This is a genomic window from Sporosarcina sp. So3-204 (assembly GCF_058068165.1).
In genome coordinates, this window is sequence record NZ_CM176485.1 from 3,010,166 (window position 1) to 3,033,189 (window position 23,024).

A 23,024-nucleotide genomic window follows, 5' to 3' on the forward strand; every position below is an offset into this window, starting at 1 on the left:
CTGCTATAATAAAAGAAACTACGTTTAATGGAAGTTGGTGTCCTCATGACAGAAGAAAAGTATTCATTGAAAGATGCAATGATTTTTAGCCAACGCGTTGCACAGATGTCTAAAGCACTCTGGAAAGCTGTTGAAAAAGACTGGCAGCAGTGGATTAAGCCCTATGACTTAAATATTAATGAACACCACATCTTGTGGATTTCCCATCATCTGCAAGGCGCTACAATTTCGGAGGTTGCTAAATTCGGCGTTATGCATGTATCTACTGCATTTAACTTTTCTAAAAAGTTAGAACAACGTGGATACTTACAATTTTATAAGAAAGACGACGACCGTCGAAATACATATGTTTCAGTAACAGAAGAGGGAGAAAGTCTTTTATTTGAAATGAATAAAAATTATCACAATACAAAGCATGGCATTTTGGATGGTGCTCTCCCACTAAAAGATTTATATGGTAAGTTTCCTGAGTTTCTAGATGTGATGTCTGTCATTCGTAATATTTATGGAGATGATTTTATGGAAATTTTTGAACGCGGCTTTGACTCAATTGGAAATTCATTTGATGATGCGTCCGGTGCTTTATTAGCAATAAAAGAAAATGAATATGAGGAAGAAAGGAAAGTTAAGTTAACCTAGATAATTTCTTTCTCTATCTTCTTCTGCTATAATTATTAATAGCAATGATTAAAAGGGAGGTACTAATTTGATCATTATAGGCACAGTGATTTTTTCGTTATTTTACTTATTCCAAATTAATCGTATGACATATGCACTTTGTGAATCAAGAGAGATTCCTGAAGAGAAGCAATCCAAAATATTTGGTACAGTTAACATACTCGTTACTATATTAATCCTGTCCTTCTTCTTAGAAGTGTTATTAGCATCGACATGAAAAAAAAGTCCAAATTCCTTTTAGGAAATGGACTTTTTTTATCGACTACATATTATCGATTAATATAAATAGGCTGCACCGACAATAATTAATAAAATGAACAACACGACGATTAGCGCAAATCCGGAAGAACCTTGGTTATATCCGCTCACGGTAGCACCCCCTCTCTCTCTATGTATCCTATGCAATAAATTAAAAGGTTTATGGGCAAATCATCTACAGTGAAACCTTTTTGTTTTATAGACGTTCTTATGTTATAGTATCTACTGTTACACATTAATGTTAGGGGAGAATAACTATGAGAAAAACGATATTAGCATTAACTATTTCAGCATCAATTCTAGCACTATCAGCTTGCAGCGATAAAAATGCCGGCGATGAGGTTCTTGTTACATCAAAAGCTGGAGACATTACAAAAAGTGAATTATACGAAGACATGAAGAGTGAAATTGGTGAACAAAAATTACAACTTCTTGTTATCGAAAAGGTACTAAGCGATAAATATAAAGTTACAGACAAAGAAATCGATAGCGAATATAAGAAAACTGAAGAAAAGCTTGGCGAGAACTTTGAACAATCTTTAGCTCAAGAAGGTCTTACACCAGAATCTTATAAAGACGTTCTTCGTCTAAATGCATTACAAGAAAAAGCACTTACTGAAGGCGTTGAAGTATCAGATAAAGAAATTGCAGAACGTGTAGAATTAATGAATACAGAAGTAAATGCACAACATGTACTAGTAGCTGACGAAGAAACTGCTCTTGAAGTGAAGAAAAAAATTGAAGGTGGAGCAGACTTTGCTGAAATTGCAAAAGAATACTCTACTGAACCTGCTGCAAAAGAATCAGGTGGTGACCTTGGATGGTTCGGTTACGGTGCAATGCTTCCAGAATTCCAAGATGCAGCTTTCTCACTTGAACTTAATAAAATCAGTGAACCAGTTCAAACACAAGAAGGTTTCCATATTATCAAAGTAACTGACAAGCGAGAAATCAAAGAAGATAAAGTATCTAAAGACGATAAAGATGTTCAAAAAGCTTTATTAATTGAAAAAGCTGATCCTAACACAATCGTTGAAAAGATTTCGAAACTCATGAAGGAAGCGGATGTTAAAGTTAAAGATGCTGACCTGAAAGAGGCGCTTGCTATGTTCTTGCAAGATGAAAAAGAAGCAGATACAGAAAAAGAAGCTAAAGAAGATAAAAAATAATCAGCACAAAAAGATCTCCACGAGGCTTATGTCTCGCGGAGATTTTTTTTGTTTAAGTTATGTTATTTTCCTAGTTTTATTTTATTCAAATGTCGGCTTATAAAATGAGCGATTTTCAAGCGGAAAAATGCGCTCCGAAAACTCACCTGGATTAGTCTTGCTGAGTGCACGATCAAGCATTGTCATCTTCGCATCAATATTATCAATATAATGAAGCATTTCAGCCTCTCTTAACATCGGACGTTTTGGACTTCCCCATTCTTCTTTCCCGTGATGTGACAACACCATATGCTGAAGTAACATCACTTCTTCGCCGGCTATATCCAATTCATCTGCCGCCTTCGATATTTCGTTTACCATAATAGAAATATGGCCAATTAAATTTCCCTCCACAGTATACTGAGTGGCGATCGGCCCTGTTAATTCAATGACTTTACCTACATCATGCAAAATAATACCCGCATACAATAAATCTTTATTAAGCGTTGGATACAGTTCCGCCAATGCTTTTCCTAATTTCAACATAGAAACAACATGATCAATAAGACCGGACACATAATCATGGTGATTCTTCATTGCTGCTGGATAAGTCGTAAATGCCGCCTCATGCTTCTTCAATAAATGACGTGTAATACGCTGAATTTGTGGATTTTCCATTTCAAAGAAATACCCCATTAATTCTTCCAGTAAAACTTCTTTACTTTTTATAGATGACGGAACTAATTCTGCAATGGTTACACCCTCTTCATCTTTAACCGGGCGTATACCTTTAATGCGCAATTGATTTTTCCCTCGGTATTCATGAACTTCCCCGTTCACTTTAACGATAGTTGCAGCCGCATAGGTCTTCACTTGCTCTTCTTTCGTATCCCATAACTTCGCTTCCAAATCACCACTTTTATCCTGCAAAATGAGCGTCATAAACGAGCTACCTTGTGTTGTTACACCCGGGATTGATTGTTTAATTAATAAAAAAAGATCAATTGACTCTCCAACTTTGTAATCCATTAGCATTTTCATATAATAACTGCCCCCTAAACGTTTATAATGACTGCATCTGTCCACTTATCTCTCATTTTTTTATGACAAGTAAAATAGATGAACTGATGGTCATTCGCTGTACGTAATACTTCAATCATACTAGAAAGTCGCTCTTCGTCAAAGTGTACGAATGGATCATCCATCATTATTGGAAAAGGCGCCGTATCCAAAACTGAAGATGCAAGTGCAAACCTTAAAGAAATATAGGCCTGCTCCTTAGTCGCTTGGCTCAATTCCGCTATTGGATATCGTAAACCATTATTTGCTACCGCAATGAAAAAACCTGCTTCTGTCACAACTAACGCTTCGTATTTTCCACCTGTTAGTTTTTTAAATAATATTTCAGCTTGCGTAAGTACTTGAGGTAACTTTTTCTCTTTCAATTCAAGCATCGTCTGTTTAATCGCTTCTGTAACTGCAGTTCTAGTCGCCCATTTTTTTGCTACCTCCGCAAGCTCAGCTTTTTTCATCTCAAAAATCTGTAGCTTTACTCCATAAGTCGCATCAGTTAACAACTGTTCAGTTTTATTAGTGAGAGCAGCTTTTTCATTAATTAAATGACTTAATTCTTCATTAATAGATAATAAATGTGACGCCATTTCAGCAACTTCAAGTACTATTTCATCATCAGTTATATCGACAGTTGTAATGAATGCTTCGCCCGTTTCAAGTTGCTGCACAACATCCGTAAGCTGGTCATTGTAACGAATCGCTTCTTGATAGGTATCGTACTTTTTATAAAAAGCATCTTCGGTTTTAACATCCGCTGTGCCTAATAACTCACTTAAATTCGACTGCTGAGCATCTTCAAGTAAAGCTATTTCTTTTAAAGTAGTTACTAAAGCAATTTTTCTAGTCTCAAGCGAATGTATTTTTTCCTGTGCCTCATGCATCCTTAGAAATTCTTTTCTCAACGCCTCATATAAAATCTCTGGTGGGACATTTTGTTTCAAAACATTACCAGCATCAGTCATTCGTTCCGCCACAGCTCTTTCAATAACGCTCTTCTGCACTTCGAAATCCATAATATCCCTCGTAACTTCTTGCACTTCCCTTATCATTCGGAACAGTTCTGGGACAATTGCCATTGATGGAAATCCGTCGAAGCCATAACCTTGTGTAAAACTTTCGAAATTGGCAGTAGCTTCTAAACGATCCTTTTCCAGCATATCTAATTTCGTCTCAAAGTTACCATATTTAATGCGTTGGTTATGCAACCCTTCCTCGTATCGCTCTTTGGCACGTCGATAATCCTCAACGTACTTAACCAAACGCTCCATATCTGCTTCCTGTTCACTATATGCCGCTATAATTGCTTTCATTTTGTCCATTTTCGAATCCGTACTTGGTTTCTTTTTTAAATAAAAAGACAAACCAATTCCCCCAACAACAGCACCCATTATAACGATGAACCACTGCTTTTGAATAAAACCAAAGCCAATTAGTGCCAGGGATAGAAATATTAATATTAGCGGAATTAATTTTGAACTTTGTGCAAGAGGACTTTCTCCAAATGACATATACGCTCTTGCCTCCGCAAGCTGTTGACGTATCGTAGGCCACTCACGCGAGTTTTCAATTTCCTTGCTAGACGGCACTTGTAGATCCTTTATATTAGAATCTATTGATTTCAATTCATCTTTTACAGCTTCTAACTGTGAACCTACAAAATCTATTTCTTGATTTAATCTATTTGTTTCTTGAATTAGCTCATGCATTTCCTCTTCTTTTCGAATGGATACATCTGCATTAAATAAAACTGATTTCTGTTCCATCTGGATACCTAGACGGTCAAAAAGTCTGTACTGAGACCCATCTAAACGCTTTAATTCACCTTCAATTGAAACAAGTTTAGCTCGCCATCCATGCCATTCAGCTTCCTTGGCCAACAATTTTTCAATTTCTGCTATTCTTTCTGACATCTGTTCACTTATCGAGTCATTATTTATCTCAGTTAACTCATTTTCAATTCTACGCTTAGTTGCCTTTGTTTCATCCAATTTTCCCATTAACGATTCAAAGCGTCTAATTCCATCAGCAGGGAAATTAATAATACCTATTTCCTGGAGATGATTTTCGATCTCTTCTTTCTTTTTATAAAGCGGTAAGTATTGCCGTAATCGTGAACGCTGTTCCATAGACTTTTTAATTTCATTTTCTGATTCACGTAAAAACGTCACTTGCTCATCAATTTTCTTTATCCGCTCAATTGACGGTCCATATTGCTCAACTTTCCCTTGTTCATCTTTTAGTTCCAACTCTATTTCACGCAGCTCTTTCATCATAAGATTCATCTCAGGATTCTTCCCAGATTTCTTAAATAAATCCCCACGCTCTTTCTCCAATCGCTTCTCAAGTTGTAAAAGGGATTCAACGCCAGTAGTTCCCGATGCAAGCAATGTTCTGCTTAATTCTTTTTCATCCATTTTCTCAAATCCTTGTAATTGCAATAAAGAAAACGAAAATATCGATTCAAATGAAGCACGGTCATACTGTCCCAAAATCATATTTAATGTTTCCTCATTACCTGTCTTACCATCTTCGAAATAAACGGTTACATCACCCGCTGACTTCCCTTGTACTCTTTCTATGATGCACTTCCCGTATCTGTCGTCCGTCAAAACAATTTGTCCGCCATATCGACCACCTGATTTCGGTTCATAACGCAGTATTGTACTGTTACGCTGAGGAAAACCAAATAATATATGTAAAATAAATTGCTGTATTGTCGTTTTCCCAGCCTCATTAAGTCCATACAACACATTCATTCCAGGACCAAATTCCATTGTTATATTTTCATGTTTTCCAAATCCATAAATGTTGAGTTTTTCAAATTTCACTCTCTCACCTCATTCCGTTTTCGACATTTCATTCATAAGTAAACTTGTTGCTTCAATTTTAATTAAATTAATTTCTGTTTCATCTAACACATCTAAATACTTAATCCCCTGCTTATGTTGATAAGCTTCTTTTAAAATTATTTTCCAATCATCAGTTGTCCATTCGTCTATTACAGATAGTACGGATTGCGCAAATGCACTCTTACCAGCTTCATTTCCGGACCGCTTCTCAACAAGCATTTTTTGCACAAAAACAAATGGTTCATTTTCCTCTACAACTTCACGAAGTAAATCGAGCCACTCTCCCTCACTCGATTGGCGAAACAACTCCGCAGCACCTTCGTCAACTGCTGTCATCGTCAACTCTACAACTCCGGCACCATATGTCTTCTTGAACGACTCAAGTACTTCCAGACAAGCCTCCATCCATTCATTCGCATGTCTAATGCCCCCACACGGAACATTCAACCGTTCAAAAACAAGTGCCGATGTGGAAATAAACTCAAACGAAGCACCCAACTTGGATAATTCCACTTCATAAAAACCCTTTACACCTCGTTCATTCTTATGGCGGCCTTGAATATTCCCTGGATATACAATCGGTGGTTCTGCATGAAGTTGTTGTCGCAGGTGAATATGCCCCAAAGCCCAATAATCATAGCGTTTTTCAAGTAATTGTTCTTTCGTAAACGGCGCATAAACTGCATGTGACACATCTCCTGCCAAACTACCATGCAACATACCAATATGAAATGCATCTGTATTTGCCACAGGAAAATGTTCAACCATAGCCTCACGAATATGTCTTTCTTTATAACTGAACCCGTAAATAGAAACATCTAATCCGCGCACCCGAAGTCTCGCTTCTTCAACATTTTCTTTAAAAACATGTACATTAATAGGCAGCTCAAATCGCGTCCAACGACCACCTAAATGATCATGATTCCCGTAGGAAATAAAAACCGGAACGCCTGCAACATTTAATTTTTCCATTCCTTCTTGAAACTTTAATTGTGCCCGTAAACTCCGGTCTTCTCCGTCATATATATCTCCGACTATTAACATGAAATCAGGTTTCGATTCGACCGCATAGTCTACTAATCTAGTAAATGCTGTAAACGTACTTTCACGCAACTCATTAAGTCGATCAAGCGGAAGCCCAGTCATCCCTTTAAAAGGACTATCAAGATGCAGATCTGCCGTGTGGATAAAACGGATTGTCGACAATTAAAAACCTCCTCAAATAACGAATACTTGTTCTTATTTTACCATACAAAAAAAGACTCTGCTAACTATTTCAGCAAGTCTTTGAGAAATGTTTTAAACAGATAGGTAGACAGCGTCTGTGAACAAATGCAAGCGGAGTACGCAACGTTTTCGTAAAACAATGCAACATCGGGTGCAAACTATGCAACGTTGCCGGGAAACAATGCAACGTAATAAGAAGTACGCAACGTTTCCTCAAAACAATGCAACATCGGGTGCAAACTATGCAACGTTGCCGGGAAACAATGAAACGTAATAAGAAGTACGCAACGTTTCCTCAAAACAATGCAACATCGGGTGCAAACTATGCAACGTTGCCGGGAAACAATGCAACGTAATAAGAAGTACGCAACGTTTCCTCAAAACAATGCAACATCGGGTGCAAACTACGCAACGTTGCCGCAAAACAATGCAACGTAAAAAGAAGTACGCAACGTTTCCGCAAAACAATGCAACATCGGATGCGAACTATGCAACGTTGCCGGGAAACAACGCAAACTCATTCACTCACAACAATCATTAGTACAAGAAAAGATCACCAAAATGATCCAGAACCATCTTTTTTTGTAGATTCTACTCTTTATCATACCTAGCCAAATCATCAAGTAACTTCTTTATAAATGAACGAATAACAGCACTACAAATGTAGCGCTGTATTTTATCACTTATTCTTTCCCTAACTGAATTGCTTTCTTTAAATCTTTCAACGAACGCGATGGACCATACATCAAAACGCCACCACGATAAACTTTCGCACCAAACCAACCAAGGATAAAAATCGTCACAAGCATAATTCCGATTGAAAGTAACGGCTCCCATAAGGGCAAATCAAGCATACCTACACGTAAAAACATGACAAGAGGCGCAAAAAACGGTACATAAGAAGCATATTTCAAATATGCAAGCTCAGGATTTCCAAGCCCCGTTGCAGCAATCATAAACGCCGCTACAATTAATAAAGTCATCGGCATAATCATCTGTTGCACATCTTCTGCTCGACTCACTAGAGATCCTAAAAGTGCCGCAAGTGTTGCATAAAGGAAGAACCCTAACAAAAAGAACACAACCGCGTAAATAATCGTTGCAATATTCATGTTTGAAAAGCCAAAACTCGAGAAGACACCATCTACCATATCTGAAGAAGAAGTTTTAAGCGCTATAAATCCTGCAATTCCGAATAAAGTCATTTGTAACAATCCTAACGTGCCAATGCCAAGCACTTTTGCAAACATATGCTTCACTGGTGAGACACTTGAAATCAGAATCTCCATCACTCGTGATGACTTCTCAGTTGCGACATCTGTAGCTATCATGCTCGAATAAAGAATAACAGCAAAATAGATTAAGAACATCAATACATAAACAAGCCCACGCGCTTGGCCTAATTCCTCTTCTGATTTCGAAGATGGTGAGACAGATTGCTGCTCGAACATAATTGGTGCGAATAATGTCTGCACTTGATCTGCTGATAATGATAATTCATTCGCTTGCATTTCCGTTTGAATCGACTGCAAAGCATCTTCAATTCTCATCGGTAAAGCGAAGTCCCTAGCACTCATTGACGTATATTTTGCAGATATCTTATTAGCTGAATCTAGTCCAACCATTAGGAATGAATCTATCTCCTCTTCTTCTACTTGCTTCGTTAGCGCTTGCTCTGATTGATCAGTAGTTTCAATTGAAATTCCCGATTCATCCGTAGATAATTCTGTCTTCAAACGATCAAGAATCACACCACTATCATCAATGACAAGAAGAATCTCTTCTTTATCCTTTTCACTACCAGTAACATCTTGCACTATATTAATAATGTTAGATATATTCGCAAAAAGAAATACACTAGCAATCATAATCGCTGTCGTAATAATGAATGATTTTGTCTTCGCTTTCGTTAAAAATGCTTGTTTGAAAATAATCCAAAACTCACGCATATTCTTTCCCCACCTTTTCGATGAAAATATCTTGGAGTGAAGGTTCTTCAATAGCGAAATGGCGAATCGGTCCTGATTTTAAAGCTTCCGCTAGGAGTACTTCCGCAACTGCTTCCGTTTCAACTTGGTAAATCGCACCTTCTACGGATTTTTGCACGGCAGTAACACCTGAAATCCCATCAAGAAGTGATAAATCATTGTCTGAATGAATCCTTACTTTATGCTTACTATACGAACGCTTTACGTCCCGAAGCGTGCCACTCACAATTTGTTTTCCATGATGAACAATACTTAGTTGCTCACAAAGTTCCTCCACATGATCCATTCTGTGACTAGAAAAAACAATTGTTGCACCACTATTTCGGAATTCAATAATCGCTTTCTTTAACATTTCAACGTTCACTGGGTCTAGTCCAGAAAATGGTTCATCTAAAATTAATAGCTTTGGATTATGCATAAGTGAAGCAATGACTTGTATTTTCTGTTGATTTCCTTTGGACAATTCCTCCACTTTTTTATTTGCATATTGAGGAATTTCCATCCGTTCAAGCCATTCACTCAAAGCAATCTTCGCATCATTTTTTTTCATACCACGTAACTGGCCTAGAAATATAAGCTGTTCCTCCACTTTCATTTTTGGATAAAGTCCACGTTCTTCTGGTAAATATCCAATTTCAGGACTCGTCGAGTAGTTTATAGGTTTATCATTCCAAGTAATTCTTCCTTCATTTGATCGAAGAAGTCCTAAAATCATACGAAAAGTCGTCGTTTTCCCCGCACCATTTGCCCCAAGAAAACCGTACATCATACCTTCTCCAACGGAAAGAGTTAAATCATCAACCGCTGTAAAATTACCAAAGCGCTTCGTTACATTTTCAATTTTTAAAGACATTGTCATTCCCCTTTCAAAAAGCTACTTCTAATCTATACGAATCTAGCAAACAGAAGTTTCAAATTATCTCTTTTTATTAAAAATCACACAGAACATGAATCATTATTCATTTCTTGTTATTTCATAGTATAATAAATGTACTAGATTAGAAAGGGTGAAATCATGAGAGTCTATAAATTAACGGCATTTGAACCAAAAGGGAAATTAATAATAGAAGAAACGCTCGAAGCATCAACAGATGAAGAAGCAAAAGAAAAAGGCCATGCAATCCTTAAAGAAAAAGAATTACTCGATAAAACACATCGCCTTGCATCACCAACTGGCAAATTAATATTATTCCATTCTTGAAATGGTAAAAGTGTAACTAAGTGAATTTTTCGCTCCGTTACTCTTTTCTCAACTTTCAATAAGTAGAAACGGAAAATTTCTATGATTTAGATTAAAGTAGGATTGCAAAGTGTAATTTCTGTTATAATGGAGTCGAATGTAACAATGGAGGGATGAACAGTGGATATAGCCTTAATTGCCCATGATGAAAAGAAAAGTGAAATGGTGAACTTCATGATTGCTTATGAACACATCTTTTCTAAACATACACTGTACTCAACTGGCACAACCGGACTTAGAATTATGGATGAAACTGATTTAGAAGTTAATCGATTGATGTCTGGACCTCTTGGTGGCGACCAACAAATCGGCGCAATGATTGCGACTAGTAAGTTGGATTTAATTCTTTTTTTCCGGGATCCACTTACTGCACAACCTCACGAACCTGATGTTAGCGCACTACTCAGACTATGCGATGTTTATGGCATTCCGCTTGCTACGAATATCGCAACTGGCGAGCTTCTCATTCGTGCAGTTGAAAAAGGCTATTTTGCATGGCGTGAAACCGCGGATAAATACAAATAAAAAACACCTAACTCAATTTTTTATAATTTGAGTTAGGTGTTTTTTTATGAATGAAAACATCGGCTTAAATTATTAATTTTCGACTCATGCCTACCAGTTTTGCGGTTTAAATATATGAAATAAATAAAGTTATCCAGGCTATACCCCACAAGCTGGTTACTGTCTATACATCCTATTATTTCCCTAAGAATACAGGTTTTCGTTTCTCAACAAACGATATAATTCCTTCCAAATGGTCTTTCGTTTCACGCATCGCAATCTGCGCTTCACTTTCCATTTTCAATACTTCACTCAGTTCAGCTATTTTTTGTGCATGTAAGATTTTCTTCGTTGCCATCATCGCAGCGATTGGCGAATTAAGGAGCTTAGCCGCCAAAGCATCTGATGTCGCCCCCACCATTCCAGCTTTTACAACTTCATCAATCAAACCTTTTTCAAGCGCTTCATCGCCACTCATTACTTTACCCGACCAAATAAGATGTTTCGCTTTCGGCACGCCTACGCGTTCGCTCATGAAGAAGTGCCCAGCACCATCCGGAACAAGCCCTATGCCGATGAAATTCATCGCAAGTTTACTCTCTTCTTCCGCAATAATCGTGTCGCAACCAAGTGCTAAACTGAACCCTAGTCCCGCAGCTGCACCATGCACTGCTGCAATCGTGATTTGTGGCAATGTATAAAGTCCTTTTGCAAGTCGTGTTATATCTACCATTACTTTACTAATATCCATTGGGTTATTCGGATCAACCATTTTCTTAATGTCCCCACCTGCAGAAAATGCTCGACCTGCTCCCTTAATAACTAGCACTTGAACAGTTTTATCATTTTGTAATGAATCAAATGCATCGGCAAGTTCTTTCATCATGACATCGTCCATCGCATTCATCGAGTCAGGTCTATTTAATGTCAATCGTGCTAGACGTCCTTCTTTTACTAATTCAATCGTGTTATACAAAATTAACACCCCTTTTATTTTAAAATGAATAACCATTCACTTTATCTATTTCTAGTTTTTTTTCAATAACTCCTTTATTTATTTATTTATTTATTTATTTACAACTTCAGGGAAAATTGAATCTAAATAAGCAAGTTTCTTCTCAATCGATTCTTCATAAGTCAAAATATAGGCTGCTGGATCTTTTGGATTGTAGAACTGAGTAATTTTACCCGTTTCAGGATGAATAAACTTACTAGACGCACCACATCCGACACCGATAATCGTCTGCACTTCTTCCATGATGATGATATTATAAATACTTTCTTCACCAGGTTTTGCATAACCGACGTTTTCTAAATTACCGAGGATGTTTTTCTGCCGGTATAAATAATAAGGATCGTAGCCGTTTCTTTCATTCCATTCTTCCCCGAGCTTCATCATTTGCTCGACAGTTTCACGGTCCGCGACTTTATATTTTTCCCTATTTTGCGACATTTCAGATGCACGTTTAAATGATAATGTATGGACAGTAAGTGATTCAGGTTGCATTTTTTCGGTTTCAGCTAAAGAATTAGTGAACTCGTCCATCCCTTCATTCGGTAATCCAATAATCAAATCCATATTAATATTTTTCATCCCCATATTACGAGACAACCAGAACTTATCAATCGTTTCTTGTACCGTATGATGTCTGCCAATCGCTTTCAATGTTTCATCCGTATAAGACTGTGGATTTACACTAATTCGGTCAATGCCCCACTTTTTCAAGACTTCAATTTTGGCAGGCGTAATTGTATCTGGACGACCCGCTTCAACCGTAATCTCACGCACACCATCCATATTCGGGAAAGAGGCATACATTGTCTCATAAAGTGCATCCATTTCCTCTGCTTCTATACTTGTAGGTGTTCCACCACCAAAATAGATTGTTGTAATCTTCATGTCTTTTTCAGTAAGCCATTTCCCCATCTCACGAATTTCTTCATGCAAGCCATCTAAAAAGGTTTCGACTCGTCCACTTTTCCGATTGATAGCATACGCCGGAAAAGTACAATAAGCGCACTTAGTCGGACAAAAAGGAATACCAATATAAATACTTACTTCTTCTCTCAATTCATGTAAATCTGGTACAGCCCGAAGTTGTATTGATTCGATTTTAGCTAGTAACTCACTTTTTTCACGGGATACACGATAATCTCCCATTAATTGCAGAACTGCATCTTGTGTACTATAGCCTTCCTGCCTATATTTGTGGTAAAGTTTCATAGGACGTATTCCGGTTAGAATACCCCACGACTGCTTCATGCCAGTCGCTTGTTCAAGAACTTCCAGAAATATATGTGAATAAATTCTTTTTAACTGGCGAGTCGTAACTTTTTCGTCACCAACTAATTCTATTTCTGTAAATTCTGATGAATAATTCACACCATCTTTAGTTAAAATAGCTTTTCCTGTTAATCGACCTTCAATTTGACGATCCAAAATAAAATCAACCGTCATTGCGCCTTCTTCATCTTCTGTAATAATTTTACACTGTTCGAAGAATAGCGTGGCTAAGTGGGCAAACATTCGAACCCAGCCCTGGCTAAATTCCTCTTTTATTGTGATTTTCTGCATTAAAAATGACCAACTTTCTTTTATCTATATTTTTTCACTCAGCTTCAGCTAGTAATTAGGAGGATATATCAATGAATTCATTTTTCAAAAGAAATGCAAACGCAGTTCAATCACTCTCAACCTTATCTTCTAAAGAACTATCTAACGTACTTATCTCTAAGGAATTAGACAAAGATATTCTAACCCAGTTAAAGATGATTGGTCTTTATGAGGATGATTTAGCTTTACTACGCGTATTAAAACCTCTCCTAGAAAAGAATGTAGAATCCATTGTTGCTAACTTCTATGTGAATCTAGAAAATGAATCATCACTTTCTACAATTATTAATACGAATAGCACAGTTAACAGGTTAAAAGTGACGCTTGAACGTCATATCGGTGAAATGTTTAATGGTACCATTAATAAGGAATTTATCGAAAAACGACACCATATTGCGGTTATTCACGCAAGAATAGGTCTGGAACCAAAATGGTACTTATCAGCTTTTCAAGATTTATTAAATAGTTTCTTTGTCATTATCGAGAAAACCAGTTTCACAGGAGAAGATAAATTTAAAGCGATTCATGCGATTTCAAAAATACTTAATTTTGAGCAACAGCTTGTATTGGAAATTTATGAAGCAGAAAACGAAAGACAGATATCTGCTGAAAGTAATCATAAGACCAAAATCATGCTAAATATTCACCAAAGTACAACTTTTCTTAAAGAATCTATCCATAATACAAATGATGATATTAGTGAAATGACAGACGTTCTTCAGAATGTACAAAAGCTTTCAAATGATAATTCAACTTTAGCTGATCAGATTTCTAATGGCGCAATAAAAGAACAGCATAAGCTTGCTGAAACAGAAAGTCAAAGTGAAAATCTTCAATCTAAAGTGAAAAATATTCATAGCCGTACTGAACAACTCAACAAGTTAACTGATAAAATTACTTCGATAGCAGGAATTGTGACTCAAATTGCCAACCAGACAAACTTACTCGCTTTAAATGCATCCATAGAGGCAGCACGTGCTGGAGAACATGGTAAAGGATTTGCTGTTGTCGCAAATGAAGTTCGAAAACTGGCTGAAAATACAAAGTCCTCATTATCAGAAATCGATGGGATCCTTCAAGATACAGAACGAACAACAGCAACTATTTTGATTGAAGTTGAAGAGTTACGAAAGCTAATTGAAAAGGAACATGACCAAATTATAGACTCGGGTAAGTCATTTTCCTCTACTGTAGATTCTATGGCTGTTTTAAATGAAAGAAATAACCAACTTCACTTAGATATCCAAAGACTTCTGGCAAGTATTAACTCCATTCACCATAACTCAGAAGAAATCGCCGCCTCTGCAGATAGCTTAGCTAATATGTAAAAAAACTTATACTATTTTACATAAAAAAACCGGCCTAGGCCGGTTTTTTTTAGATTGATTCGTACATATCTTGTACTGGTTTCATAAGCACGCGATTTACTTCTTCAATCAAACCACTTAATTTCATTTCAGCTTCTAACATCGCTAATATTTTAGCATTTGATTGTGCAAATTGTGCTGTTTTCTGTGCATTCTCAAGCTCTGCATCATCAATTTCTTGTCCTGCCATTTGCTTCTCTTGAAGTACCATTTGAATTTCACGGAAGTTTTTAAAAAGTGTAAGTGATTCTTCATCTGAACTTACAGCAGCAATTGCTTTTTCTACTTCAACGAATTCCTCTGTCTTACGAAATGTTGATTCCAACTTGTTTAAATCATCATAAATATTTACTGTCATGATTATTCCCCCTAAGATAAATTTAATGCAAATACGATTATACCTTGAACAACACCAATTACGCCACCCAACACTGCCCCTAAAACAGTTATCATCTTGAACTCTCGTCTAGATATTCCTAGTACAAGATCTTCCAATACGGCAACTGGGAATGTATCGACTTGTTCTTTAACCATATCGTCTATTTTCAATTTACGCAATGACGATTCTAATTGAATACTTGCTTGTTTAAATGCGAAATCTGTTAAGGCAGGTGTCACATTTAGAGCAATCCAATTCGAACCTTCTGGCCAATAATCTTGTATTGATTTGTCTAATCTGGATTCAATCGCAAGTTCTTTTAATGCATATGACTTAACTGAATCAAACATGCCATCCCAATCAAACCCTGAGAGCAATTCATCAATAGGACGTTTTTGTAATTTATTCCACTCGTTTATTATAACATTGTTCACTAAATCATATGTCCCTGGAGCAGCAATAAATTTCAGTGCTTCTTTTTGCACTTTACCAACAAGTGATTCAGATTCCCCGAAAATCATATTCACCATACTACCAAGTGTCCCTTTTGAAGCAAGGAAATCATCAATTAATTTCCTGAACATATCTTTTCCTTCTTCTGATGAAAAATAATGTTCTGATTGACCTAAAATGTACGTCGTGATTTGAGGTATACGTTCTTCGGCTTCCACGCGCCATTTCATAGGAAGTACTTCTTCTACCGTACCTGTCGTCAATTTCCTTCGAACTGAAGCCAATTGCACATCGAGGATTTCTAACACTTTATGCTCTACTGTTTCTGATATTCCTGATACACCAGCAACTTCAATCCAATCATTTAATGATTTATCCGATTGAAAAATATGTTTTTCAAGTTTGTTTTGAAGAAAGTTTTGTGCTTTGTCCTGCATCGCCGGGGTCAGAAGTTTTTTCTTAAATGTTTCAGGCGTCAGTAAATATTTGGTCACTGTTTTCCCAAATTGTACCGCAAGTTCATCACGTCGTTTTGGGATAAGCCCAGGTGTAAATGGCACACGCCACGATCCGATATATTTTGCTTCATGCGGTCTAAACAGCATTTTTATCGCTAAGTGGTTCGTAAATCCACCAATTATCGCGCCAATGAATGCCATAAATAATAATGTCCATAAAAAATTCAATCGCTTCACCTTTTCCCGTTTGTTTACGTTTTTATTATAACAGAACGTTATGAAACGGAAAAACATTCAGTGCTAGTCGTTTAAACTATTTCTGTATTTCATAAATATAGCCAGTTATTCTTAGGTTGAATCAAATCTGCTTTTATGGTACTTTTATAAAGGAAATTAACAGGAAACACACCCCATATAATCCTAATAATTTGGTTTAGGAGTTTCTACGGAGCGACCTTAATTGCTTCACTATGGATGGTACATAAATTCATCTATCGATTAGGATACTTTGTTTATCCGTTTTTTTAGATAGAACTTTAATAATGTTTAATTAGATTTGGTGCAGAAATTTCGTTATATCTTCCTTCACCGTTTCCCTATATTGATCATAAATTTATTATTGTATCTTCATAAGATTATTTCCGTAGGTATGGTGTGTATGAATATATTTGGATTCTAATTGGAGGATAAAAATGAATACTTATACACTACAAATTGCTGGTTTGGAAAGAGAATTGCCAATTATCCCTATCACTGACACATTAAGCATCGCAAGCTTTGTTATTCTAGGTGATACGGAAATTGTCGAAGCAACTGCACCATTACTTGCAAAAAAACTACCACCTATCGATGCCATAGTCACTGCTGAAGCAAAAGGAATCCCTTTTGCTTATGAAATTGCAAAGCAACTCGGATTAAGCCGTTATATCGTAGCAAGAAAAAGTATAAAGCCTTATATGAATAACCCACTCGTAACAAAAGTTGTTTCAATCACAACTCAAACCGAACAATTTCTATGTCTTGATAAAGCCGATGTGGATCATATTAAAGGCAAACGTGTTGCCATTATAGATGACGTGATTAGCAGTGGTGAATCACTCCGCGCATTATGCTTATTAGTAGCAGATGCTGGTGCTACTGTCGTAGCGAAGGCAGCTATACTGGCTGAGGGTGATGCCGTAGAAAGAGACGATATTATCTTCTTAGAACACTTACCTCTTTTTAAAACGGATTCAACAAAGTCATAAAACTTTAAAAGAGCTATAAACCGTAGTGGTTTATAGCTCTCTTTTTAATTATAAAAGCCAATGAAAGACAATAAAGTTCTATAATGATAAGCTAATGCTACAAGTTCAAACTTTTAATACACCTATTCATTTTCGAAATATAAATAGAAATTAAGGAAGTGATACGATGAAAAAAGAAGTCATTGATCAACTTGGAAGAACCATCCAGTACAATTTTCCACCGAAAAGGATTGTGACGCTTTGTCCGGGTATTACAGATACATTATTCTCGCTAAATTTAGAAAATGAGATTGTCGGTCGCACCAGATTTTGTATTTATCCTAAAGATAAAGTTGAAATGGTTCGAACCGTTGCAGGTACTAAGGATATTAATCTTGAAGCAATCCATGAAGTAAAACCTGATCTAATCATTATTGAAAAAGAAGAGAATACACTAGAAATCATGCAAACACTAGAAAAATTTTACCCCGTATATGTCGCAGAAGTACAGTCTATTGACGAAGCCTACACCATGATTCATGAAATAGGCCTATTAACAGACCGGGAAAAAGAAGCAACAAGTTTGGTGGAATTAATTCAAGCCCAATTCATGTCCTTTCAAAACGTTGAAGGAAAACGCGCGGCTTATGTCATTTGGAAAAAGCCATATATGGTTGTCGGCAAGGATACATATATTCAGTCTGTGTTAAATGAAATGGGTTTTATCAATCCTTTTGTTGAATTTGAAGGACGATATCCATCAGTTACTGAAGATGATTTTGCAAATGCTAAGCTTGACTATGTATTGCTCGCTTCTGAGCCTTATCCATATAAGGACAAGCACAAAGCTGAATTTTTAAAGATGATGCCAGACGTTGAACCCAAAGTTGTTGATGGCGAAATGTTTTGGTATGGTCCAAGAATGCTAGATGCTATTCATTACTTAAAAAAGTTAAGGTTCTAACACATAAACTGTATTAGAACCTATTATTCACGCAATTTATAAAGCATTGTATATTGTTGAAAAACGTATAGCATGTTCCATATCATCGTGTAATGCGATAAACAAAGGGTTATATGCCTTTTGTGTTGGGATTGTAAGAAGCATTACTTTAATCGATTCAACAGATTCAAGTTCATTCACAAGTGCTTGCTTCGAGCACTCTTTCAAATCATAACACGGGAGTGGTTGTCGAGGATTTTGTACAAACTTCCCTGTCATCATATAATAAAGTTGTTGAAACATTTCATAGTGACTTTTTTCATCTTCATAGACGTGTTTAATAAAATCTTTCCACAGTCGATCGTTCGTTAGCTCAAACATCGATTTATACAAATGAAAACTCTTGTATTTGTCCTCAATGGACTGCTTTAATTGTTCTGTAAACAAATCAGCATCCTTTCGCATTTCATTATCTTTATTTTATGCGGTTGGACGACATGTTATGAAAGGGGAATTAATTTGCTTCAACATTTCAACTACAAACCAATGTATGAAAATAAACAATTACCAGGCTGGACTTTTTCATTTTTCTTTAAAAACACCAGATATACAGGAGAATACTTACCTGACGGAGAGATTAAATGGACAAATGAAACACCCACCGATGAAGAAAACCTAAAAAATATGGTCCACGAATTAATGATTTTTCACGTCTATGATTGATTTCGACTAATATCGGAGATACTAACTTCAACTACATGGAGGAGGTTTCCAATGGATAAAGAAAAATCGCCAGAAGAACTTCGTAAAGAACAAGACCAATTAAGGGTACAAAATCAAAAAACAGAAAATGTATTCGAAGACAAAGACCACATTCCAAATGAACAAAACGCTTGGAAAGAGACGCAATATAAAAGAGGCGAATAAGCGAAAGCTCCCTACAAGTTATTTATGTAGGGAGCTTTCTCAATTTATTATGACTCTTTAGACGTTCCTGCTTGGAGCTTGTACATGTTAGCATACTGTCCGCCTAACGCTAAAAGCTCATCATGTGAGCCGCTCTCAACAATCTCTCCGCGTTCTAACACGAGTATTCTGTTTGCATTTTTAATCGTCGATAATCGATGTGCAATGATAAATGTCGTTCTCCCCTTTTTCAGTACATCCATCGCATGTTGAATGATTTCTTCCGTCTCAGTATCAATATTCGACGTTGCTTCATCCAAAATGAGAATTGCAGGATCAAAGGCAAGTGCTCGAGCAAAGGATATAAGTTGACGTTGGCCAGATGAAAGTGTGCTCCCTTTTTCAACTACTGGCTCCTCAATCCCCTTCGGTAAATGTTTCAACACACGATCTCCACCAACCGCATCTAACGCCTGGCGTGCTTTCTCACTTGTTATGCGAGCATCGTCCAAAGTGATATTTGATTCCACAGTTCCGCTAAATAAATAAGGATCTTGTAGCACTATCCCCATATGGGCACGGATCACTTGTCTCGGTAGCTTGTTAATATCCATCCCATCAATCGTAATGGTTCCTTTCGATGCATCATAGAAACGGAACAATAAATTCATAATTGAACTTTTACCTGAACCGGTATGCCCGACAAGTGCAATAGTCTCCCCTTTTTTCGCTTCAAATGAAATATCTTTTAATACATACTCATCATCTTTATAAGCAAACCAAACATCATCAAATTTCACATTTCCTTCGTAGCGCTCAATCTTTTCATCACTAACTGCTTCACCAGTTCTATCTAGTAATTTAAAGACGCGGTCCGCTGCAACAAGTGAATGCTCAAGACGTGCAAACTGATTGACTACACCTGTAATTGGGTTAAATAATCTCGTAATGTAATCAACAAAAGCATAAAGCATCCCGACGGAAACAATGCTTTCTGCACCAATTGATGCACCACCGAAATACCATATAAAAAATACAAAAGTCAACGAGCGTATCATGTCCACTAGATTATGTGACGTCGCCGCTTCTACATTTAATAACTTATTCTGGTAACGATAATGTTCATCATTCAACTCCGCAAATTCATCATCCATTTGTTTTTCACGGCGAAACGCTTGAACGATAGTCATGCCGTTAATCGATTCATTAATCATTGCATTCATATCACTTACTTTGCCTCGGATAATGTGATTAACCTTAGAAGCAAACTTCCTATAAGTCTTCATCCAAATATACAAAATTGGTAGGATAAATAAAGTAATGGCGCCCATCTTCGGATCCAAATAGAATAAAGCGACAAAAATTCCAACCATATACATACCACTAATCGCAAATTGCGATACAACAGTTACATAAAGATTCCGAATGGCTTCAGTATCATTCGTTATCCTTGCGACTACTTTACCTGCTGGCAAATCATCAAAATAACGAATTGGCAATGTTTGAATATGTGCATATAATTCATTACGCATCTTTTGGATTATACGATTAGCAGCTTGCTGCAGTAATAAATACTGGAAGTACCTTAACACAGCTGTTATTACTGCGAGTATGAAAAATAACGCTAACAGTTTTAGGATTGGTGCAAATTCAATTCCGCCATTAGCAGCACCAGCAATATGTTCATCTATTATTTCTTTAGCAATTAACGGCCCCATCAAATCAGCAACTACAGCAAATGCTAAAAGAACCAAACCAATCATTAATATTTTTTTATAATCAAGCGCATAGCGCACTAAACGTTTCCCAGTACTCACTTTATTCAACCTCCCCAATCTGCTGACGGTCGAATTGTTCCTTGTACCAGCCGTTCATTGCGAGCAGAGTCTCATGGTTACCTTCTTCAATTACCCGTCCATCATCCATTACAATAATCCAATCTGCATGCTGGACCGCTGACAAACGATGTGTCGTAATGATAGTTGTTTTACCAGCACGTTCAGTTTGTATATTTTCAATTATTTTCGCTTCAGTTTTCGCATCAACAGCAGATAAAGAATCATCCAATAATAGAATTTCAGGATTTTTCACTAAAGCACGTGCAATTGAAATCCGTTGTTTCTGTCCGCCAGATAAAGCAATTCCCTTTTCCCCGACCAGCGTGTCAAGCCCTCTAGGAAGCATCTCAAGATCTTTCTCAAAATAAGATAGTCGAATAGATTGTTGAATTTCTTCTTCAGTGGCATCTGGACGTCCGAACAAAATATTATCTCTCACTGAACGCGAAAACAAAACATGTTCTTGCGGAACATAACCAATCCAATCCCTTACTTGATCTTTCGTCATTGATTGAATTGGCGTTCCATCAAATGTTATTTGACCTTCACCTAGTGGATATTCACGTAACAATTGTTTAATAAATGTCGTCTTCCCACTTCCCGTTTTCCCCACAATGCCAAGTGTATCGCCACGCAACAAATTCAATTTTATATGATCTAAGTTTACTGACATTGAAGTTGGATACGTGAAGACTACATCGCGAAACCCTATGTCTCCTGGATTATTAGCACTTTCTTGCGCTTTTTCAGGATCTTTTACATCTTCTTCATAATCCAATGTTTCCATCACTCGGTCTAGGGACGCATTCCCTCTTTGTAAAACGTTAATTAATTCTCCTATCGCAAACATTGGCCAAACTATTAATCCAAGATAGACATTGAATGTAACCAAATTACCAAGCGTTATTTCTTCTAACGATACGAGATAAGCCCCGTATCCAAGTCCAATCATATAAGTTAATGCCGTCAGCACCTTAGATATGGGCATAAAGAGTGCGTCAATTTTCTCGACATGCATGTTTTTTTCATAGACATCTTCCGTCATTTTTGCAAACACGCTTTCAGTGGCACGTTCTTGCACATAAGCCCGAACAACTCGAACTCCTGCAACTGCTTCAAGTACTTCATCATTCAAATCGCCGAAAGCTTTTTGCGAAACCATATATCTCTCATGAATTTTCTTCCCTAGTACTTGCATGATAAATGCAAGTACCGGTAAAGGGAGTATTGCGAAAAGAGTCAATTTCCACGAGACGACGAAACCCATTGTCAAAATCAGAATTCCTAAATATGCTGTTGAATCAATCAATGTCATAATTCCAAAGCCTGCAGTTTCTGATATTGCGCGTAAATCATTCGTTGACCGTGCCATTAAATCACCGGTCTTATTTTTCTCGTAAAAAGTTGGTGTCATTTTCAAAAAATGGCGCATTAAACGAGTGCGTAACTGTCTCTCAATAACGTAAGCACCACCGAATAACTGATATTGCCAGACATAATTACTCACATAAGATATTGTCATTATTGCAAGCATTGCTACGATAAAAAACATTAGCATCTTCGTTGTTAATGACTCTGTATAGATTGAATCTATTACATTTCCTATTATTAATGGCGGCAAAACAACAAGTACATTTGTCACTAACAATAACATCAATGCAATTGTATACCTCTTACGGTTCTCTTTAAAAAACCATTTCAATTTAAATAAAACATCAAACATCAATATTCCACTCCAATTCTTTTAAATCAAAATAGAAAAAAGCACACGCTTCTATACTTAAGCGTGTGCTCAACTAATTGAAACGGCAACCATGCCCCTTCAATTTATAAATAATCAAAAGTTATAAAACAGAGAGATACGGATAACTATT

The 23,024-nt window shown here is 36.8% G+C and carries 23 protein-coding genes and 1 riboswitch; of the genes, 10 read left to right on the forward strand and 13 right to left on the reverse strand.

Features of this window, described 5'->3' with window-relative positions:
* Positions 1-45: 45 nt before the first annotated feature.
* A complete protein-coding gene (locus AC3RV6_RS14825; protein WP_489746766.1) occupies positions 46-639 on the forward strand; it encodes an HTH-type transcriptional regulator Hpr in 594 nt (197 codons plus the stop codon).
* Positions 640-706: 67 nt separating this feature from the next.
* Positions 707-895: a hypothetical protein gene (locus AC3RV6_RS14830; protein ID WP_489746767.1), complete on the forward strand. Its 189-nt coding sequence runs from the start codon at positions 707-709 to the stop codon at positions 893-895.
* 59 nt (positions 896-954) lie between these two features.
* On the opposite strand, the gene AC3RV6_RS14835 is transcribed toward AC3RV6_RS14830, so the two are convergent.
* Positions 955-1,047 carry a YjcZ family sporulation protein gene (locus tag AC3RV6_RS14835; RefSeq protein ID WP_084212358.1) on the reverse strand — a complete coding sequence of 31 codons (93 nt, stop codon included), beginning with the start codon at positions 1,045-1,047 and terminating at the stop codon, positions 955-957.
* Between the two features lie 146 nt (positions 1,048-1,193).
* On the opposite strand from AC3RV6_RS14835, the gene AC3RV6_RS14840 reads away from it, so the two are divergent.
* Complete coding sequence (locus tag AC3RV6_RS14840; protein WP_489746768.1) at positions 1,194-2,105, forward strand: peptidylprolyl isomerase; 912 nt, start codon at positions 1,194-1,196, stop codon at positions 2,103-2,105.
* Positions 2,106-2,186: 81 nt separating this feature from the next.
* On the opposite strand, the gene yhaM is transcribed toward AC3RV6_RS14840, so the two are convergent.
* From yhaM to AC3RV6_RS14865, 5 genes are all read right to left on the reverse strand, one after another.
* Positions 2,187-3,125 (reverse strand): 3'-5' exoribonuclease YhaM, encoded by a 939-nt coding sequence (gene yhaM / locus AC3RV6_RS14845; RefSeq protein WP_489746769.1) that lies wholly within the window; start codon positions 3,123-3,125, stop codon positions 2,187-2,189.
* A 14-nt stretch (positions 3,126-3,139) separates the two neighbouring features.
* On the reverse strand, positions 3,140-5,986 hold the full coding sequence (locus tag AC3RV6_RS14850) for an ATP-binding protein (protein WP_489746770.1): 2,847 nt from the start codon (positions 5,984-5,986) through the stop codon (positions 3,140-3,142).
* A gap of 9 nt (positions 5,987-5,995) precedes the next feature.
* Positions 5,996-7,213, reverse strand: coding sequence for a metallophosphoesterase family protein (locus tag AC3RV6_RS14855; protein ID WP_489746771.1), 1,218 nt, complete (start codon positions 7,211-7,213; stop codon positions 5,996-5,998).
* A gap of 704 nt (positions 7,214-7,917) precedes the next feature.
* Positions 7,918-9,183: an ABC transporter permease gene (locus tag AC3RV6_RS14860; protein WP_489746772.1), complete on the reverse strand. Its 1,266-nt coding sequence runs from the start codon at positions 9,181-9,183 to the stop codon at positions 7,918-7,920.
* The gene (locus AC3RV6_RS14865) at positions 9,176-10,075 is read right to left on the reverse strand and encodes an ABC transporter ATP-binding protein (RefSeq protein WP_489746773.1); all 900 of its coding nucleotides are present in this window, start codon (positions 10,073-10,075) and stop codon (positions 9,176-9,178) included. The genes AC3RV6_RS14860 and AC3RV6_RS14865 overlap by 8 nt, the downstream gene beginning before the upstream one ends.
* A 162-nt stretch (positions 10,076-10,237) precedes the next feature.
* On the opposite strand from AC3RV6_RS14865, the gene AC3RV6_RS14870 reads away from it, so the two are divergent.
* Both AC3RV6_RS14870 and mgsA read left to right on the forward strand, forming a co-directional pair.
* Entirely contained in the window at positions 10,238-10,423 is a 186-nt protein-coding gene (locus AC3RV6_RS14870; RefSeq protein ID WP_489746774.1) for a YhzD family protein, read from the forward strand.
* Between the two features lie 159 nt (positions 10,424-10,582).
* Positions 10,583-10,987, forward strand: coding sequence for a methylglyoxal synthase (gene mgsA, locus AC3RV6_RS14875; protein WP_489746775.1), 405 nt, complete (start codon positions 10,583-10,585; stop codon positions 10,985-10,987).
* Between the two features lie 175 nt (positions 10,988-11,162).
* Here mgsA and AC3RV6_RS14880 read toward each other — a convergent pair whose 3' ends face one another.
* Both AC3RV6_RS14880 and AC3RV6_RS14885 read right to left on the reverse strand, forming a co-directional pair.
* Entirely contained in the window at positions 11,163-11,945 is a 783-nt protein-coding gene (locus tag AC3RV6_RS14880; RefSeq protein ID WP_489749278.1) for an enoyl-CoA hydratase, read from the reverse strand.
* An 87-nt stretch (positions 11,946-12,032) separates the two neighbouring features.
* Positions 12,033-13,541, reverse strand: coding sequence for a coproporphyrinogen III oxidase (locus AC3RV6_RS14885; RefSeq protein ID WP_489746776.1), 1,509 nt, complete (start codon positions 13,539-13,541; stop codon positions 12,033-12,035).
* Between the two features lie 194 nt (positions 13,542-13,735).
* Between AC3RV6_RS14885 and AC3RV6_RS14890 the strand changes: the two genes are divergently transcribed.
* A complete protein-coding gene (locus AC3RV6_RS14890; protein WP_489749279.1) occupies positions 13,736-14,908 on the forward strand; it encodes a protoglobin domain-containing protein in 1,173 nt (390 codons plus the stop codon).
* A 49-nt stretch (positions 14,909-14,957) separates the two neighbouring features.
* Here AC3RV6_RS14890 and AC3RV6_RS14895 read toward each other — a convergent pair whose 3' ends face one another.
* Both AC3RV6_RS14895 and AC3RV6_RS14900 read right to left on the reverse strand, forming a co-directional pair.
* Positions 14,958-15,305 carry a YlbF family regulator gene (locus AC3RV6_RS14895; RefSeq protein ID WP_489746777.1) on the reverse strand — a complete coding sequence of 116 codons (348 nt, stop codon included), beginning with the start codon at positions 15,303-15,305 and terminating at the stop codon, positions 14,958-14,960.
* A gap of 11 nt (positions 15,306-15,316) precedes the next feature.
* On the reverse strand, positions 15,317-16,474 hold the full coding sequence (locus tag AC3RV6_RS14900; RefSeq protein ID WP_489746778.1) for a DUF445 domain-containing protein: 1,158 nt from the start codon (positions 16,472-16,474) through the stop codon (positions 15,317-15,319).
* Positions 16,475-16,627: 153 nt separating this feature from the next.
* Positions 16,628-16,728, forward strand: a riboswitch (purine riboswitch).
* A gap of 201 nt (positions 16,729-16,929) precedes the next feature.
* On the opposite strand from AC3RV6_RS14900, the gene AC3RV6_RS14905 reads away from it, so the two are divergent.
* Entirely contained in the window at positions 16,930-17,484 is a 555-nt protein-coding gene (locus tag AC3RV6_RS14905; RefSeq protein ID WP_489746779.1) for a phosphoribosyltransferase family protein, read from the forward strand.
* 166 nt (positions 17,485-17,650) lie between these two features.
* Complete coding sequence (locus AC3RV6_RS14910; RefSeq protein WP_489746780.1) at positions 17,651-18,427, forward strand: ABC transporter substrate-binding protein; 777 nt, start codon at positions 17,651-17,653, stop codon at positions 18,425-18,427.
* 36 nt (positions 18,428-18,463) lie between these two features.
* Here the strand turns inward: AC3RV6_RS14910 and AC3RV6_RS14915 are convergent, their stop codons facing one another.
* Positions 18,464-18,853, reverse strand: coding sequence for a ferritin-like domain-containing protein (locus tag AC3RV6_RS14915; RefSeq protein WP_489746781.1), 390 nt, complete (start codon positions 18,851-18,853; stop codon positions 18,464-18,466).
* Positions 18,854-18,925: 72 nt separating this feature from the next.
* Between AC3RV6_RS14915 and AC3RV6_RS14920 the strand changes: the two genes are divergently transcribed.
* The gene (locus tag AC3RV6_RS14920; protein ID WP_489746782.1) at positions 18,926-19,129 is read left to right on the forward strand and encodes a YheE family protein; all 204 of its coding nucleotides are present in this window, start codon (positions 18,926-18,928) and stop codon (positions 19,127-19,129) included.
* A gap of 51 nt (positions 19,130-19,180) precedes the next feature.
* Positions 19,181-19,333, forward strand: coding sequence for a hypothetical protein (locus AC3RV6_RS14925; RefSeq protein ID WP_489746783.1), 153 nt, complete (start codon positions 19,181-19,183; stop codon positions 19,331-19,333).
* Positions 19,334-19,380: 47 nt separating this feature from the next.
* Here the strand turns inward: AC3RV6_RS14925 and AC3RV6_RS14930 are convergent, their stop codons facing one another.
* Positions 19,381-21,129: an ABC transporter ATP-binding protein gene (locus AC3RV6_RS14930; RefSeq protein ID WP_489746784.1), complete on the reverse strand. Its 1,749-nt coding sequence runs from the start codon at positions 21,127-21,129 to the stop codon at positions 19,381-19,383.
* A gap of 1 nt (position 21,130) precedes the next feature.
* Complete coding sequence (locus tag AC3RV6_RS14935) at positions 21,131-22,873, reverse strand: ABC transporter ATP-binding protein (protein ID WP_489746785.1); 1,743 nt, start codon at positions 22,871-22,873, stop codon at positions 21,131-21,133.
* Between the last annotated feature and the right edge of the window lie 151 nt (positions 22,874-23,024).

Excerpts from the sequence above, each read along its gene's own strand:
- AC3RV6_RS14890 (WP_489749279.1), top strand. The coding sequence starts at position 13,736 with ATGATTGGTCTTTATGAGGATGATTTAGCTTTACTACGCGTATTAAAA.
- AC3RV6_RS14895 (WP_489746777.1), bottom strand. The coding sequence starts at position 15,305 with ATGACAGTAAATATTTATGATGATTTAAACAAGTTGGAATCAACATTT.
- AC3RV6_RS14870 (WP_489746774.1), top strand. The coding sequence starts at position 10,238 with ATGAGAGTCTATAAATTAACGGCATTTGAACCAAAAGGGAAATTAATA.
- AC3RV6_RS14905 (WP_489746779.1), top strand. The coding sequence starts at position 16,930 with ATGAATACTTATACACTACAAATTGCTGGTTTGGAAAGAGAATTGCCA.
- AC3RV6_RS14860 (WP_489746772.1), bottom strand. The coding sequence starts at position 9,183 with ATGCGTGAGTTTTGGATTATTTTCAAACAAGCATTTTTAACGAAAGCG.
- AC3RV6_RS14925 (WP_489746783.1), top strand. The coding sequence starts at position 19,181 with ATGGATAAAGAAAAATCGCCAGAAGAACTTCGTAAAGAACAAGACCAA.
- yhaM (WP_489746769.1), bottom strand. The coding sequence starts at position 3,125 with ATGAAAATGCTAATGGATTACAAAGTTGGAGAGTCAATTGATCTTTTT.
- AC3RV6_RS14910 (WP_489746780.1), top strand. The coding sequence starts at position 17,651 with ATGAAAAAAGAAGTCATTGATCAACTTGGAAGAACCATCCAGTACAAT.
- AC3RV6_RS14935 (WP_489746785.1), bottom strand. The coding sequence starts at position 22,873 with ATGTTTGATGTTTTATTTAAATTGAAATGGTTTTTTAAAGAGAACCGT.
- AC3RV6_RS14885 (WP_489746776.1), bottom strand. The coding sequence starts at position 13,541 with ATGCAGAAAATCACAATAAAAGAGGAATTTAGCCAGGGCTGGGTTCGA.
- AC3RV6_RS14840 (WP_489746768.1), top strand. The coding sequence starts at position 1,194 with ATGAGAAAAACGATATTAGCATTAACTATTTCAGCATCAATTCTAGCA.
- AC3RV6_RS14865 (WP_489746773.1), bottom strand. The coding sequence starts at position 10,075 with ATGTCTTTAAAAATTGAAAATGTAACGAAGCGCTTTGGTAATTTTACA.
- AC3RV6_RS14825 (WP_489746766.1), top strand. The coding sequence starts at position 46 with ATGACAGAAGAAAAGTATTCATTGAAAGATGCAATGATTTTTAGCCAA.